This is a genomic window from Acinetobacter sp. ANC 4862 (assembly GCF_004336635.1).
GTDB lineage: Bacteria > Pseudomonadota > Gammaproteobacteria > Pseudomonadales > Moraxellaceae > Acinetobacter.
This window is the reverse complement of sequence record NZ_SJXH01000016.1, coordinates 15929-30641: the sequence shown is the minus strand read 5'-3', so window position 1 is coordinate 30641 and position 14713 is coordinate 15929. Positions and strand designations below refer to the sequence as shown.

Below are 14713 nucleotides of genomic sequence, written 5' to 3'. Positions count from 1 at the left end.
GCGGGATGCTACATCACATTAAAAATTCAATAGAAAGAGAAATAATCCATGTCTAATTTAACCGCAGTCCTTCTAGGCGCAACCGGTGGCATTGGTCAGGCGATTGCCGATATCCTCGGGAAAAATGGCCTGAATCTGGTTCTGGTTGGTCGCAATCAGCAGGCTTTGCAAAAGTTACGTGACAAACTGGCACAGCGCTATCCGCAGATTAAACTGAATGATATTCACTGTGATCTGTCCCAGCAGCAAAGCCGTGATGATCTGATCAGTGAAATTTCCAAACTGAACACCCCCATTAATTATTATATCAACAATGCCGGAATCAATGATTTTTCCCTATTTTCAGATCAGTCACATGAAATGATGGAACAGATGATGCTGATTAATGTTGTGTATCCGTTGCAGCTGGTGCAAGGCATGATCCCGCTGATGTCCAAAAGTCAGCCGAGCCAGATTATTAATATCGGCTCTACTTTAGGCAGTATTGGCTATCCAGGTTATGTGAGCTATTGCGCCAGCAAATTCGCCCTGCGCGGTGCGACTGAAGCTCTGGCACGTGAATATAGTAAGACCCCGATCAAATTCCGCTATTTCTCACCGCGGGCCACCAATACCGAAATGAATCATCCTGATGTGGTTGAGATGAATATCCGACTGGGTACGAATATTGACACGCCAGAATTTGTTGCCCAGGAATTTTATCAATTTCTGCAGAAGGATTGTCAGTCCTATCAGGTGGGCTATTCTGAAAAAATCTTCGTCAAGGTCAATCAGGTCCTGCCGAATATCGTGGCCAATTCTATTCAGAAAGATCTGGATATTATTTATGAATATGCGACAGCAAATAAAAAAGTATAAATTTTTTTGAATGAAATCATTCAATTGTTTTTTAAAAGCAATAGTGAAGGGCAACCTTCTTTATTGCTTTAAATTCCTAAAACAAGCTGATCAGGCTTGAACTCTTGCAATGGCTTAAATTTTACCCCCAGAAGGTGAGAGTGGGCGTTAAGCATCAAGTTTATTTTTGCATGAATCAATAGTTTTAAACAGGATAGATAGTCTGAAAAATTACCAGATAAAAAATGATGATCATTGAATCGATATTCTTAAACTACGTGGATTGTGACTTTACGAAGACAATAAATTGTGAAAATGCTTAAAACTGATACGGAGTTTTAAATACCTTTTAGTGTGGACACGGTCAGTGTGATTTCGATATAGGTTTGCTATCATAGTGAAATATTGAGGTAAGAGCAGTCCACATGAACAGTAATTATAAATATGTATATACATTTTTTCATGTGTCTGGATCAATATTACCCAGCCATAAAGTTTTCAAAAATTTAACCGACAATCAAGCTAAATTAGTTTTTGCCGACAATTCTTGTATGTATGCTGTAGTTTCTGATTGGATATCTAATAATAGGCATCTTGATACTAGAAAATCGACTTGGAAAGAAGAATCAGAATTATTTCTGTCAAATGAATTAAAAGCATTAGCACTATATAGAGATCGTAATCCATCATTTAAAACTGAATAAAATCAGTTTAATAGCATCGTTGAAGATTTAGATTTTATAACTTTGAGATAACGGTATTTTTTAATTATTACTTTTTCAATAGGTATCCTGATGAGTGGCTGTGGATGTAGTAAAGAAACACTAGGTGAAGATAGGAAGTTTCAACCAGAAAATCAGCCATCAATTTCAAAAGAAAGCACTTCAAAAAATTGTGATAGCATGCCTAGTTGTGATGAGGATGGGGGAAAACCTTCATCTGCTTGCTGTAACCTTTCAAATAGTTGTCAAGATACCGCTCCATCCTGTTGTGGTTCTGACCCCAAAGAAAATCTAGGCGTCGAAGAAGTTTCAAAAGACTGTCAATACATGAGTGAGTACATCATTACGAAAATGGATTGCTCTGCGGAAGAGCAAATCGTTCGTATGACCCTTTCAGATATTGAAGCAGTCAAAGGTCTTATTTTTGATCTTCCCAATCGAAAACTAAAAGTCTTCCATAATGAAGGTATTGAACAAATTACGACTAAACTTGAAGGACTCGGTTTTGGTGCGAAACTTGATGAAACACAGCTTTCTTCAGGAGATATACCAAATGAGCCTGATCCGGTTAAACAGGCTAAAGTTCTTCAACTGCTATTAGCCATTAATGCTTTACTTTTCTTTATTGAATTTATCAGCGGTATTATTGCTGCATCTACAGGATTAATTGCTGACTCTTTAGATATGTTTGCCGATGCAGCCGTTTATGGTATTGCGCTATATGCCGTCGGAAAAGCTGCGAAGTATCAAGTGAAAGCAGCTCATTTTGCAGGTTGGATTCAATTATTACTCGCTGTCATCGTTATTGTCGATGTAATCAGACGCTTCATGTTTGGAAGTGAGCCAGAATCCACCCTCATGGTGGTTATAGGTTTGCTTGCTCTTATAGCGAACGTGACATGTTTATATCTTATTTCTAGCCATCGAGAAGATGGCGTACATATGAAAGCCAGTTGGATTTTCTCGGCGAATGACGTTGTCGTAAATATGGGCGTTATATTTGCCGGTGTACTTGTGGCTTGGACAGGTTCAGCTTATCCAGACTTAATCATTGGCATACTGGTTTCTTTATTCGTACTCAATGGTGCACGAAAGATTTTAGCATTGAAATGAGAATGCTAAAATAAATCTATTTCAAGTTAAGCAAAATTAGTTTGTCAGAATCAGAGGTCTGAAAAAAGTAACCAATACCATAAGATCAATTAAAGCTTCAAGTGTGATGCTACGTTTTCCCCTGTAAGAAAAATAGTGTTACTTTAGGGTTTACTTTTACTGTCCAATCCATGCCGATGGATAATTTAATGCTGCAACTGATGGCTGCTTTTGCACAGTTCGAGCGTTAAATCATTCTGGAGCGGCAAAAGGAAAGAATAAAACTCGCTTCTGCATGCTTCTTTAATTGTTCAATTATTAAATATAAGGTTGACCATGAGATGCCTGTATATCGCTTGAACTGTGTTTCAGAAAGCTTCTTTGAGTCGATGTATTTCATCCGCAGATTATGCACGAATGCCAAGAAAATTAGAGTCCAAATATCAATCAAAAAGGTGGTCGTTTTTTGATTTATGAAAGAGGTCTATTATGTTGAATTTATAAAATCTAAAAAAGGAATAGTTAAAAGCTATCCTCTTTTTCCTTTTGCAATCTATAAATTGGAATATTTCATTTTTCCAAGAGTAAAGCCTACGTCAAAGGATTTTTTATTACTTGCATAAAAATTTATAAAATGTTCAATTATTAAGATTGGTATTTGATTATAAAGGATAAAACAATGGCCGTTATTCTTCAGGTCGATTTCCCATCTCAGGGCCCATTTGGCGAAGCGATGAGCCAAGCCTATCAAACTCTTGCGGAAAGTATTAATCAAGAAAAAGGCATGATCTGGAAAATCTGGACAGAAAATAGTGATACTGAGGAAGCAGGTGGTATCTACCTGTTTGATAATCAAGAAAATGCAGAAAAGTATTTAAAAATGCACACTGCGCGTCTTACGAGTTTTGGGGTGAAAAATATTCGCGGGAAAATTTTGCAGGTCAATTCAGCACTATCTGCTCTTAATCAAGCAGACTTTTTAAAATAACTGAATCGCATTGGTAGATAAAAACATCCCTGATCTTGACGAAGAAAGATCAGGGATTCTAAAAGCAAAAGCTCTTAGGCGATTCCTCACCGATTTCGCTTGTTTTCTGTATCGCAGGGCGACCTTTACCGCATCCTCCCTCCACAGACAATACGGCAGTCCTGCCGATAATATGTTACCTGATGCGTTAAAATCCGCATTCGCAACATAACCGCATCCAACACACTCAAATTTAGCTTGAGTGAGCCGATTTTTTTTTTGCTACATGAGAGCAGCCCAAAAAATCACAAATTCTTCATGTTCCTTTTTATAAGATGACATCCGTCAGTTTGATCTGATCAGGAAATATGGATAGAGATTCGTTTTAACTTAATCAATTAACTTTCTATATTTTTAAACAAATTAAAGGAATAAGGGGCATGTTGTGCGTGGTGTAATTGAATATGTAGGAGCGGATCTGTCACGGATTATTGAAATGGCTTGGGAGGATAGAACACCTTTTGAAGCCATTCAGCGTGAGTTTGGTTTGAATGAATCTGCAGTGATTCGCTTGATGCGTAAAAATATGAAAACAAGTAGTTTTAAACTATGGCGTGAACGAGTGACAGGACGTAAAACTAAACATTTGCAACTGCGTTCACCGGATGTGATTCGGGCCTATTGTTCGCGACAGTACAAACGTTTCTAGCAGCTTCACTCTATCTTAATGTGACAGAGGACTCCATCCAATGAAGGGTGGATGTGAATTTCACGATGATAGGCGCTGTTTGGATTGACGTTTACATCTTTCAGAACAATATCTGACCTCATCCCAGCAGCGTTGCCATTTTTTGCGCCAGGCAAAAGGACGCAGGCAGTGAGCACAGATTTTCTCCGGTAAATGCTGTTTTTTCATGCTGCTATAACTCATTAACCTGACTGAGCAACTGTTGGGCATGCGCGATAATCTGATCTTTGTCCTGCAGTTTGTCCAACTGTCGATAGATCATGCCCATACGTGGATTGGAGCGGAAGACCCCGTCATGCTTGATCATGAAATACCAATACAGGCTGTTAAAAGGACAACTATCTGCTTCAGTCCTAGTTTTAACATTGTAAGGACAGTGCTTACAGTAATTGGACATTTTTTGAATGTAATTTCCAGAAGCCGCATAGGGCTTACTCGCCAGTAAACCGCCATCGGCATGCATTACCATGCTCAGGGTGTTGGGAAGTTCCACCCATTCATAAGCATCAGCATAGACTGCCAAGTACCATTCACTGATCTGCTGAGGATCCACACCACTTAACAGGGCAAAGTTACCGGTAATCATCAGACGCTGGATATGATGGGCATAGGCATGTTCAAAAGTATTGCGAAAGCATTCTGCCATGCAGGTCATTTGAGTTCGACCTGTCCAGTAAAATTGTGGCAGGGCAGCAGAATAATTCAATACATTACTGTTAGCGTATTCGGGCATCCGCAGCCAGTAAATGCCACGGACATATTCCCGCCAGCCGAGAATTTGCCGAATAAAGCCTTCTACCGCATTGAGTGGGGCATGACCGCTGTGATAAGCAGCTTCTGCTGCATCACAGACTTCTTTTGCCACGAGCAGACCGCAATTCAGATAGGGCGACAGCAGGCTGTGAAACAGGGTATCTTCACCATAGACCATGGCATCCTGGTAATCACCAAAATGAGGCAAATTGTTGGCAATAAAATGTTGCAGTGCAAGGAGGGCATTGCTGCGAGTGGTTGCCCAGCGCAAATTTGCAATATCTCCTATGTGTTGGGGAAACTCGCGTCTTACCAGTTCAATCACATCCAAATCAATCTGATCAAGCTTGAATCGTAGCAGAGTTGGTAAGGATGGCTTGCCTGACCAAGTTTTGCGGTTAGCACTATCATAGTTCCATTGTTTACCCAGCGGTTGCTGCTCCTGCATTAAATAACCTGTTTGCTTGCGCATTTCGCGGTAGAAATATTCCATGCGCAGGGTATGGTACCGGCTAGCCCACTGCCGGAACTGGGCAGGACTGCAAAAAAAGCGATCGTCATTCAGGCAGTGGACCGGCAGTTGCAGTTGACTGCTCCAGTGATTCTCAATCTCATACTGCAACCGGTATTCACCACAATGGGTGATGACCAGCGCAGTGGCTGGTAATAGTTGCTGCTGTACATGAACGAAATCAATTAGTTTGTGAATTCTGCTGTCACGTTGGAAGGGATGATAGCGGACACGCCAGCCTTGGGCTTTGAGTTCCTTGGCAAAGTGGCGCATAGCGCTGAAAATCAGGGCTATTTTTTGTGGGTGATGGGCGACATACGTACTTTCCTCCAGCACTTCCGCCATCAGGATGACGTCCTGTGCACGGTTCAGGAATTTGAGTGTTGCCAGCTGATGATGAAGTTGATCACCGAGGATTAAACCAAAACGCATAAACATGATTCAGGACGTGGAGAAAACAGCAGTGTAAATTCTGAGGGTTCAATTTTTTGTGAAAATACTCTGCTCAGCAACCATCATCGCTAAGTTTTAAAGATTTCCCATATGTCGATGCATGACTATTGATGCACAAGAATCCTTAGCAAGCCTACTTACTGTCCTGAATTTTTCCAGTTCATCTGTTTCATAACAGCTGTGAAAATTATGTGATTTTAATCAAAAAGATACAAATTATTGTGATTGTAATTCAGATCGGTTACGCCTAATATTTTCCATGAAGTTACTCCATGTAAGCTTCCTTAGTTTTGTCCCATACGCCCCCTGTATGGGATTTTTTTTAATCCAGGGATCTGAATCAGCATGCACTCAAAAGCTTATATTTTTAGACAGCAGCAACTGCTGGTTGACGACAATTTTCAGTTGCCTCAGGTGGAAAGGTTTCAGCATGACCTGAACTTGTCTGAAGATGGTGAAATCATTGCTCGGGACCTGCAAGAGGATGAGTCTGTACCTGAAGGCTATCAGCTCGTTCCGATCCGGCAGTTGGTGCAGGTGTGGAGTAGACAGCAGTTCGAACAGGCAAGCCGCGCGGTTCAGTTACTGGAATGGCGTCGTAATCATCAGTTCTGCAGTCATTGTGGCCATCAGACGCAGCAACATGTTAGCCAGTATGCGATGGTCTGTCCTGCCTGTGGCTATAATCAGTATCCAAGAGTCAATCCCTGTGTCATTACTATCATTACCCGCGGGCCAGATGAAATTTTACTGGCGAAAAATGCCCGCAATAAAACCCAGATGTACAGTTTAATTGCCGGGTTTGTGGAAGTGGGTGAAACACTTGAGGAAGCTGTGCGTCGTGAAACGCTGGAAGAAGTGGGGCTTCAGGTCAAAAATATTCAATATCTAGCAAGTCAGCCGTGGCCTTTTCCGAGCAACCTAATGATGGCATTTAAGGCAGAATATCATGCTGGTGACATTCGAATACAGGAAAATGAACTTAGTGATGCTCAGTTTTTCAAGTTTAATCAGTTGCCAGAGATTCCATTTCAGGGCAGCATCGCTCATGCCATGATCATGCATGTGATGAATGGAACGCCTGTGGCAGATGATACGAAAGAATGGCTTTGAAATAGAGGTATTCGCATTCATCTTTCTTTTCGAAGAAGAAAGATATGAAATTTATGCCACCAAGAAAAGTAATCTTTATAGTCAATACTTGCGCAGGAGCTAGCTCGTTTCCGTCATCTATCGTGAAATAAAGGACTTACAGCTACCATGCTAAACAGGCCCAATAGCTTTCGGATCGGAGCAATTGGATAGATAACAATTTATGTAAAATACGCAAGTGTATCTGCACATCATATCATCCATATGAAGATACATTCTCCTGAGCAGGATTCGAGTTATCTATACAATCTTGAAAATTTTTTCACTTAAGGTACTTTGAAAAAACATTTCAAAGCTGGGCCGAATATCTTCGCCATCCACTGTAATATGTTTTACATGAGAATAAGATTGCGTATTCTCAAAATGATGATCTACAGTGGCTTGAATTGAGTGTTTAACCCCAAATTGATCTTTTACACTGATAAGTTGTTTAAGCATTAATATACCTTGAATAAAATTATGATTTTGGAAAACAACTTTAAATTATAAAAAAAGCACTAATTAGTGCTTTTTTTATTACTGCTTATTATTACTTAGATAGCAACAATATTTACAGCATTCGGTCCTTTTTGACCTTGAGCTACACTGAATTCAACCATTTGACCTTCAAGTAAGGTTTTGAAACCTGAACTAGCGATTTCGCTGAAATGAGCAAAAACATCTGGGCCTGATTCTTGTTGAATGAAACCAAAACCTTTAGTTTCGTTGAACCACTTTACAGTACCTTTAACAACATTCGAGTTTGACATAATAAATCCTACTGATTTTTTAATAATTTTTAGCCATTTTATTGACTGATTATAACTTTGAAAAATAATAAAGAATGGCACTTAAAATCTGAAAAAACGAAGGATTATGACTAAAACTGCGATACTTAAAGAAGATTTACCTAAACAAGACTTTTTTCTAGTTAATTTAACTATACACTAAAAATATGAATAATCAAGTTTTCTTATATGTATATTTATTTTTCTTGTAATAAAATAAGGTTAGTCTAGCTTAACTAGTAGGTTGGGCAAGGACAATGAATGCGATTATATAGTTCTATAAGGCTTTGTGGCACTAACATTGGTAATAAGTAGCGTTGGTTAAGAACGATCGGTATTCCTAAACGAATTTTACCTTGCATTTCATTCTGTTCACGCAACAGATTTATTTCAGCTTATTTTATTTAACCTAAGATTTTTTCACAAGTATGCAAATACTCCACACCATTGACATGAGGTAGCCTTATTTTGAAGATGTCTCAAATGCTTTTGGACTCATCCCATCAAGATGCGAATGACGCCTGATCGGATTGTAAAACATCTCGATATAATCAAACACATCTGCACAGGCCATTTCTTGGGTTTTATAGATCCTCTTTTTAATTCTTTCCTTAGCAGTATACTGCGCAAGCCCAAGCCCTCGACAACTCATGCTGGGGATTAAATTATGCTTTTGGCAATTTTTTCCAGTCTACGCTGCTGTATTGTGAGCCTTGGTCTGAATGTATAATCCAGGCTAATTTGGCCTGCATCGCCACACTGCCATGAGTAGTGCATCCAAAATGATATCCTTAGCAAGAGTAGGTTTCATCGACCAACCGATCACTTTTCTCGAATATAAATCAAGAACTCTAGCCAGATATAATCACCCTTGGCAGGTCCGAATATAGGTAATATCAGCGACCCAGGAAGTATCCGGGGGAGTTCACAGCAAACTCTCGATTAAGTGATTTGGTGACACAATCTGAGGACAAGACCACGACCATAGTTTTTATGTTCCTTATATCCTCAACAGCTGTAATACCGTTATTTTTCATGATCTTGAATACATGATTTTGTCCACAGCTTTCACCCAACTCTTTAAGATCCAGCGTGATGCGACGATAACCATAGATGCCATTTAATATAATCTTGATTCATCGTATTGAAATATTGGTGCTACAAAATAGCACTATTCACATGATTGATTTAAATCGAATAGGGGATTGAAAAATGAAGAGTTTGCTAACAAAATTACAAGGCTTATTAGTACGTGAGCCGTCAGATTTAACCTCTCAAATAATTGCTAAAATGGATTTAACCATTCATCGCCAATACCAAGCTAAACAGGTGATACTGTTACGTACTGACTATTTAGAATAGTTTAAGAATTTAAAAAACACAAAATAATGGAGCTATAAAAAAGTTCCTTTAAAAAACCGAAATTTATTACGATTAGAATAATACCCAAATACCCACTTTTAAACAGTGTAAGCAGCAATGTGATGAAGTTTGATATATTGAGCTACAGTTGCCTATTTACATAACAGGTAGAGGAAATCGTAAAAAAGAACTATGAGGATTGGGAAATTGAACTGTTGGAGTTCAATGGAGAAGCTGATTATGTTCATTTGTTGCTTAATATGCACCCAAATATCATGCCGAGCAAGTTCATCAATAATCTAAAAACGGTATCAAGTCGCCTGATCAGAAAAGAGTTTGAGAGTGAACTCAAAAAACACTACTGGAAACCTGTTCTTTGGACTAGAGCCTACTGTTTGCTGACCACAGGTGAGGCAACAATTGATATGATTAGACAGACAGTACATCGAGAAACAGGAAAGATCAGAATGATCTTGCGTAACAATGTTTCTTATATTCATCCTCACCTAAAACATATTTATAGGTGAGGAACTTCGAACTTTTTAGTTAAAATAAATATTTTTTATTCAAGTAACTGACCTATTTCAAGGCGGGTATAGCCCCGATCTTTAAAAATATAAATAATAGCTTCTTTATAGGCTTCTGACTTTGCCGTTTTATATTTATTGATGAGTTGAATTTCAGTACTTAACTCTAAGTCATTTTTTATAGATAAGACTTCTGCAGAGATTGCTTTAAAAATCTTGAGATTAAACATACAGGTATTCTTTTCCTATGTTGTAGCGGCCCGACTACAACAAATACCTGCCTAAGCAAATGCCTGACACCCTTATCCAAAGCATTACAGAAGATGAAGGAATCTGCAAGTTTTTCTAAATTAGAAGCATGAATAATCATCTAAATTGCTGACCTTTAACATAAAAGCTCTTATTTAAATTCAACAAAGTGTTGAACATCTAATAAGAAAATAGAAATTTGCTATATAGACGTTTTTAATTTCAAGCACAGTAGATCTAAACTTCAATATTGAATTACTTTTTCTGCATCCATTTGCTTGATATCTTTTAAGAAAAATCTCATTAGATCTCTTTCATAAATCAAAAAATGATCTTCTTTTTGGTTAATATTTGCACTCCAGATTTCTTAGCATTCGTGCATAATCTGCGGATGAAATACATCGATTCAAACAAGCTTTCTGATCCTCAGTTCAAGCGATACACTGGCATCTCATGGTCAACCTTCTATTTAATGGTTGAGCAATTGAAAATACATGTCCCTGCCAAAGGCAGACCGCCCAAGTTAAGCCTGGAGGATCAGGTTCTGCTCTGTCTGAGCTATTGGCGGGAATACCGAACCTTATTTCACGTTGCGACGAGTTACGGGGTTTCAGAGCCCACAGCCTCAAGAATTGTCCGTCATGTTGAAGACTGCCTGATTGGGTCCAATCTTTTTAATTTACCGAAGAATTTACCCGAAGGCGAAGGCATAGACTGGAATGTGGTGATCGTGGATGCCACAGAAATTCCAATCCAAAGGCCTAAAAAAACAGAAGAAAAGCTATAGCGGCAAGAAAAAGACCCATACCTTTAAAGTACAGGCCATGATTCACTACAAGACTCGGAAAATTCTGAGTTTATGTACCAGTCGCGGTGCTGTACATGATTTCGAGCTATTTAAAAGAAACATAAAGCTGATTCCTTCAGAAGCCTTTGTTCTTGCAGATAAAGGCTATCAGGGAATTTATGCATTGTATCCCAATAGCCTGTTACCCTTAAAAGCCAAAAGACGCTGTAAATTGGATCATGAACTAAAAATCTATAATCAGGAAATCAATAAAAGAAGAATAGGAATTGAGCATGTATTTGGCAGGCTGAAAACCTTCAAAATCCTTGCTGAGCGTTATCGAAATAGAGGGAAAAGACTCGGTTTGAGATTCAATCTAATTGCTGGAATCTATAACTTGGAGCTGAGTAAAAAATGATTTATGAAAGAAGTCTATTTTTTTTACTATTCTAAATTTCTTTAAGTATTCTTATTTTAGTTATATCGCTTCACAAAAAATTCACTATGAAAGAACTATTATTATAATTGAAATTTAATATCTAAAGATATTTTCAGTCACCATTATCCGGACTAATTGCGGAGATACTTACTATATTAGATGTAGTAAGTATTTTTATTTAACACCTATTTTAATGGTTTTTATTAATATATTTTAATTTAAATCTGATACCAGCTTAATTATTTTATTTTTGGTTTTATAAAACATGTATTTGGTTTTGTATCTTTAATTTTTTGTTGGTTTGATGGTTAATTATTTTCTATTTATTTGTTTTTTTGTGAATAGATAATATTATAATTTTATTGGCTTTTAAAATATAAATGGATGAATCTATGGCTATAGAATTCGTGGCTAAATCTAAATTACCGACTGCTTTTGGTGATTTTGAAATTATTGTATTTCAAGATCCAGATACAGGTGAAGAACATGTTGCTCTTTCTCAAGGGTTAGATGCTACTTCAATGAAACCAATATTGGTCCGAATACATTCTGAATGCTTAACTGGCGATGCTTTCGGTTCATTAAAATGTGATTGTGGTCCACAATTACATTCCACAATGAAAATGATTAGTGATGAAGGTCAGGGAGTGATTTTATATTTACGTCAAGAAGGTCGAGGTATAGGTTTGACGAATAAAATTCGTGCCTATGCACTCCAAGATCAAGGACATGATACCGTTGATGCAAATTTGATTTTAAACTTACCGGCAGATGCACGTCACTATGATATGTGTACGATTATGCTTGATTATTTAAAAGTTAAAGAAGTGAGACTAATTACTAATAATCCTCTTAAAATTAATGCCTTAAAAGGTTTAGGTGTAAATGTAGTTGATCGTGTGGCTATAACAGTAGGCTTAAATATATTTAATCAAAGTTATTTACAAACCAAACAAGAACGCATGTCACATATGTATGAAAAATATGACTTTTTGTAGATGTAAATTTCATTAATTTCCTAAATTAATATATTGGACTAAAAATGCTAAATAAAATCATCCTACTATCAATTTTTTTTATACCCTTAAGTGCAATTGCAGATGAAAGTCAGCCTACCATCAAAAAATCAACAGGCTTCAGTGCAGGCTTAGGTCTTGTTGGAAGCACAGGTCTATATATTGGTGAAGATACAGACCTTACACCAGTTCCCCTATTATCTTATGAAGGAGACCGCTTCTTTTTACGGGGGCTCTATGGAGGTATGAAACTCTATAAAAATGAGTTATTCACATTGAATGGCATCGTAAACGTCAATATGAATAAACTTGATGTTGAGGATTTAAATGAGTCGAAGTTAGCTCAAAAAAGTTTAAGTAGAATGCAATTAGAAGACCGTGATCTCAGTGCTGATGCTGGATTAGAAGCGATATTGAAAGCACCTTACGGCATTATTTCCGTGCAAGCAGTCAATGATATTGGCAATGCTAGTGATGCTGCAGAAGTAAAAGCCAACTATCAATACTTTTGGAGATTAAATAATAAATTGACTCTTATGCCAAATGTGGGATTGGAATGGTTGTCGGATAGCAGAGCCAATTATTATTATGGCACACTCGATAGCGAAGTCGCTAAGGGCGTAGAAAAATATAGACCTAATAACCTTATTATTCCGTATGTTTCCTTAGGGGGAAGTTATTCATTGAATCAAAAATTGAGAGTAACTTCTGCTGTAACACATAAATTTTTACCCGATAAAATAGTAGATAGCCCCTTAATTGATAGTACTTCAATAACCAACTTCTTTATGGGGCTCACATACCAATTCTAAATTTATCTAAAATTAACATAGTACAGTTGATACCCAGTCAAAATGTAAGTCCCCAATAAAAATGTCAGGTTTCTCCAAAGTAGAAATTAGAGATTTTCTTAGCGGGCGGTTTAATAGGTTGAGGTTTATGTCGGATAAAAAACTTAAACGATTACCAGTCTTGCAAGAAGTTGGTCATCAATGCTTAACCCCTTTCCTAGACTGCTGATACTTCATATCTCAGAACGTCAGATCAGACGCTTGCTGCAAATATATAATGTTCAAGTAGCTGCTAGCAGATGCTGAACGTGGTCAAACCAGCAATTTCAGGCTTCCTGAAGAGCTTAGACTCAAGTGCCTCAATATAGTTGCTGATCAATTCCATGGTTTCGGGCCGACCTTAGCACATGAAAAGCTCACCATCCTTCCTGAGTTTAATATATCAATAGAAACAAATTGTTATAAAGCATTTAACGTGTCTGGACTTTAACTAACCTCTAGTTTTGGTATACACCTTTTAGTTGGATATGGACTTTTACCGCTCTCCTAGATGAATTTTGTCTAATCTTTGGCTTCGGCCTTTAACCAATTAACAATATTCATAACATCACTGTTAGAACTATTTTTTCTTGTTATCGCATAAAAGTTATAGTCGCAATATATAAAGCCAAAAGGTGCTATGACTCTTCCATTTAATATTTCTTTTTCTACTAAAATTTGAGGTGCTATTGCAATACCTAACCCGGAAACAGCTGCCTCTATCATTAAATTTAGACTATCAAAATAACGTTCACTTGATTTATGGGGAGAATGAAGCCTTGATCTATCCAACCATATATTCCATGCGTTTTTATTGGAATGGGTATGAAGTAGTGGATAATTCAAAATATCATTTATCGTGTTTAGATTATATGTTTTACGATTACAAATAGGTCCCATGTTATCAGGAAATAAAATGTATTTATCTAGAGACTCCGGAAGAGTTTGAGCTAGATTCAAACTATTGATAAAAATATCAATTTTTTCTTTTTCTAGTAACTTTAAATCATTGCATGTCATTAATTTAACATGGATATTCGGATAAATTATTTCGAGTTTTTCTAATCGTGGAATTAACCAGTTAGCCATAAAACTATGAGATGCTCCAATAATAATTTCAACGTCAGAAGCTTTATTTGTTAACTCAAAGACACATTTTTCTAGATCGTTAAAAAAGTGAGTACAAAGGCGGAATAAGTCTTCTGCATCTTTGGTTAAAGAGATAGTTGATGAATGTCGAATAAACAATTTTTTATCGAGCCATTCTTCCAACTGTTTTATTTGATGGCTAACAGCACTATGGGTTACGCATAGTTCTTCTGCAGCTAAGCTGAAACTTCTATTTCTAGCCACCGCTTCAAATGCTTTCAAAGCATTTAATGGTGGTAACTTTCTACTTTTCATAGTGTGAGTTTTTCTAACATCATGATCTAAAAATATATCAATTATATAAAAAATGGAAATCTTTTAAGATTAAGAAAATTTTGATTCTTCAAGTGAT

At 37.3% G+C, this 14713-nt stretch carries 18 protein-coding genes and 4 pseudogenes; 14 read left to right on the top strand and 8 right to left on the bottom strand.

Annotated elements, in window-relative coordinates; genetic code table 11:
* Positions 1–48: 48 nt before the first annotated feature.
* From E0409_RS08715 to E0409_RS08695, 5 genes and pseudogenes are all read left to right on the top strand, one after another.
* A complete protein-coding gene (locus E0409_RS08715) occupies positions 49–858 on the top strand; it encodes an SDR family oxidoreductase (RefSeq protein ID WP_131289755.1) in 810 nt (269 codons plus the stop codon).
* 404 nt (positions 859–1262) lie between these two features.
* Positions 1263–1541: a hypothetical protein gene (locus E0409_RS08710; protein WP_131289753.1), complete on the top strand. Its 279-nt coding sequence runs from the start codon at positions 1263–1265 to the stop codon at positions 1539–1541.
* 90 nt (positions 1542–1631) lie between these two features.
* Positions 1632–2672 carry a cation efflux transmembrane domain-containing protein gene (locus tag E0409_RS08705; RefSeq protein WP_131289751.1) on the top strand — a complete coding sequence of 347 codons (1041 nt, stop codon included), beginning with the start codon at positions 1632–1634 and terminating at the stop codon, positions 2670–2672.
* Positions 2673–2824: 152 nt separating this feature from the next.
* Positions 2825–2899 (top strand): annotated as a pseudogene (locus tag E0409_RS16610) (recombinase family protein); the annotation flags it as partial.
* Positions 2900–3330: 431 nt separating this feature from the next.
* A complete protein-coding gene (locus E0409_RS08695) occupies positions 3331–3639 on the top strand; it encodes a monooxygenase (protein ID WP_131289749.1) in 309 nt (102 codons plus the stop codon).
* A gap of 58 nt (positions 3640–3697) precedes the next feature.
* On the opposite strand, the pseudogene E0409_RS08690 reads toward E0409_RS08695, so the two are convergent.
* A pseudogene (locus tag E0409_RS08690) lies at positions 3698–3913 on the bottom strand (zinc ribbon domain-containing protein); the annotation flags it as partial.
* A 162-nt stretch (positions 3914–4075) separates the two neighbouring features.
* On the opposite strand from E0409_RS08690, the gene E0409_RS08685 reads away from it, so the two are divergent.
* Positions 4076–4327 carry a TIGR03643 family protein gene (locus E0409_RS08685; RefSeq protein ID WP_286364051.1) on the top strand — a complete coding sequence of 84 codons (252 nt, stop codon included), beginning with the start codon at positions 4076–4078 and terminating at the stop codon, positions 4325–4327.
* A gap of 60 nt (positions 4328–4387) precedes the next feature.
* Here E0409_RS08685 and E0409_RS08680 read toward each other — a convergent pair whose 3' ends face one another.
* Together E0409_RS08680 and E0409_RS08675 are read right to left on the bottom strand one after the other, a co-directional pair.
* Positions 4388–4534: a DUF2256 domain-containing protein gene (locus E0409_RS08680; RefSeq protein WP_131289745.1), complete on the bottom strand. Its 147-nt coding sequence runs from the start codon at positions 4532–4534 to the stop codon at positions 4388–4390.
* Between the two features lie 4 nt (positions 4535–4538).
* Positions 4539–6062, bottom strand: a complete 1524-nt coding sequence (locus E0409_RS08675; protein WP_131289743.1) for a cryptochrome/photolyase family protein — start codon at positions 6060–6062, stop codon at positions 4539–4541.
* A gap of 366 nt (positions 6063–6428) precedes the next feature.
* On the opposite strand from E0409_RS08675, the gene nudC reads away from it, so the two are divergent.
* Complete coding sequence (gene nudC / locus E0409_RS08670) at positions 6429–7196, top strand: NAD(+) diphosphatase (RefSeq protein WP_131289741.1); 768 nt, start codon at positions 6429–6431, stop codon at positions 7194–7196.
* A gap of 279 nt (positions 7197–7475) precedes the next feature.
* Here the strand turns inward: nudC and E0409_RS08665 are convergent, their stop codons facing one another.
* The 3 genes and pseudogenes from E0409_RS08665 to E0409_RS17060 form a co-directional block, all read right to left on the bottom strand.
* On the bottom strand, positions 7476–7673 hold the full coding sequence (locus tag E0409_RS08665) for a hypothetical protein (protein ID WP_131289739.1): 198 nt from the start codon (positions 7671–7673) through the stop codon (positions 7476–7478).
* Between the two features lie 95 nt (positions 7674–7768).
* The gene (locus tag E0409_RS08660; RefSeq protein WP_004649268.1) at positions 7769–7984 is read right to left on the bottom strand and encodes a cold-shock protein; all 216 of its coding nucleotides are present in this window, start codon (positions 7982–7984) and stop codon (positions 7769–7771) included.
* A gap of 481 nt (positions 7985–8465) precedes the next feature.
* Positions 8466–9120, bottom strand: a pseudogene (locus E0409_RS17060) (IS3 family transposase); the annotation flags it as partial.
* A 94-nt stretch (positions 9121–9214) separates the two neighbouring features.
* Here E0409_RS17060 and E0409_RS16485 point away from each other — a divergent pair.
* Positions 9215–9364, top strand: a complete 150-nt coding sequence (locus E0409_RS16485; protein ID WP_165541318.1) for a hypothetical protein — start codon at positions 9215–9217, stop codon at positions 9362–9364.
* A 176-nt stretch (positions 9365–9540) separates the two neighbouring features.
* Positions 9541–9891 carry an IS200/IS605 family transposase gene (gene tnpA / locus E0409_RS16960; protein WP_213073365.1) on the top strand — a complete coding sequence of 117 codons (351 nt, stop codon included), beginning with the start codon at positions 9541–9543 and terminating at the stop codon, positions 9889–9891.
* 35 nt (positions 9892–9926) lie between these two features.
* Here the strand turns inward: tnpA and E0409_RS08640 are convergent, their stop codons facing one another.
* Positions 9927–10121, bottom strand: coding sequence for a hypothetical protein (locus E0409_RS08640; RefSeq protein ID WP_131289735.1), 195 nt, complete (start codon positions 10119–10121; stop codon positions 9927–9929).
* Between the two features lie 410 nt (positions 10122–10531).
* Here E0409_RS08640 and E0409_RS08635 point away from each other — a divergent pair, with 410 nt between their 5' ends.
* From E0409_RS08635 to E0409_RS16735, 5 genes and pseudogenes are all read left to right on the top strand, one after another.
* Positions 10532–10927 carry a transposase family protein gene (locus E0409_RS08635; protein WP_171458802.1) on the top strand — a complete coding sequence of 132 codons (396 nt, stop codon included), beginning with the start codon at positions 10532–10534 and terminating at the stop codon, positions 10925–10927.
* Positions 10875–11345 carry a transposase family protein gene (locus E0409_RS08630; protein WP_131289732.1) on the top strand — a complete coding sequence of 157 codons (471 nt, stop codon included), beginning with the start codon at positions 10875–10877 and terminating at the stop codon, positions 11343–11345. The genes E0409_RS08635 and E0409_RS08630 overlap by 53 nt, the downstream gene beginning before the upstream one ends.
* 413 nt (positions 11346–11758) lie before the next feature.
* Complete coding sequence (gene ribA / locus E0409_RS08625; protein WP_131289730.1) at positions 11759–12364, top strand: GTP cyclohydrolase II; 606 nt, start codon at positions 11759–11761, stop codon at positions 12362–12364.
* Positions 12365–12408: 44 nt separating this feature from the next.
* Positions 12409–13194, top strand: a complete 786-nt coding sequence (locus E0409_RS08620) for a MipA/OmpV family protein (RefSeq protein ID WP_131289728.1) — start codon at positions 12409–12411, stop codon at positions 13192–13194.
* 127 nt (positions 13195–13321) lie between these two features.
* A pseudogene (locus tag E0409_RS16735) lies at positions 13322–13627 on the top strand (ISNCY family transposase); the annotation flags it as partial.
* Between the two features lie 107 nt (positions 13628–13734).
* Here the strand turns inward: E0409_RS16735 and E0409_RS08615 are convergent.
* Complete coding sequence (locus tag E0409_RS08615) at positions 13735–14616, bottom strand: LysR family transcriptional regulator (protein WP_131289726.1); 882 nt, start codon at positions 14614–14616, stop codon at positions 13735–13737.
* Positions 14617–14713: the final 97 nt, after the last annotated feature.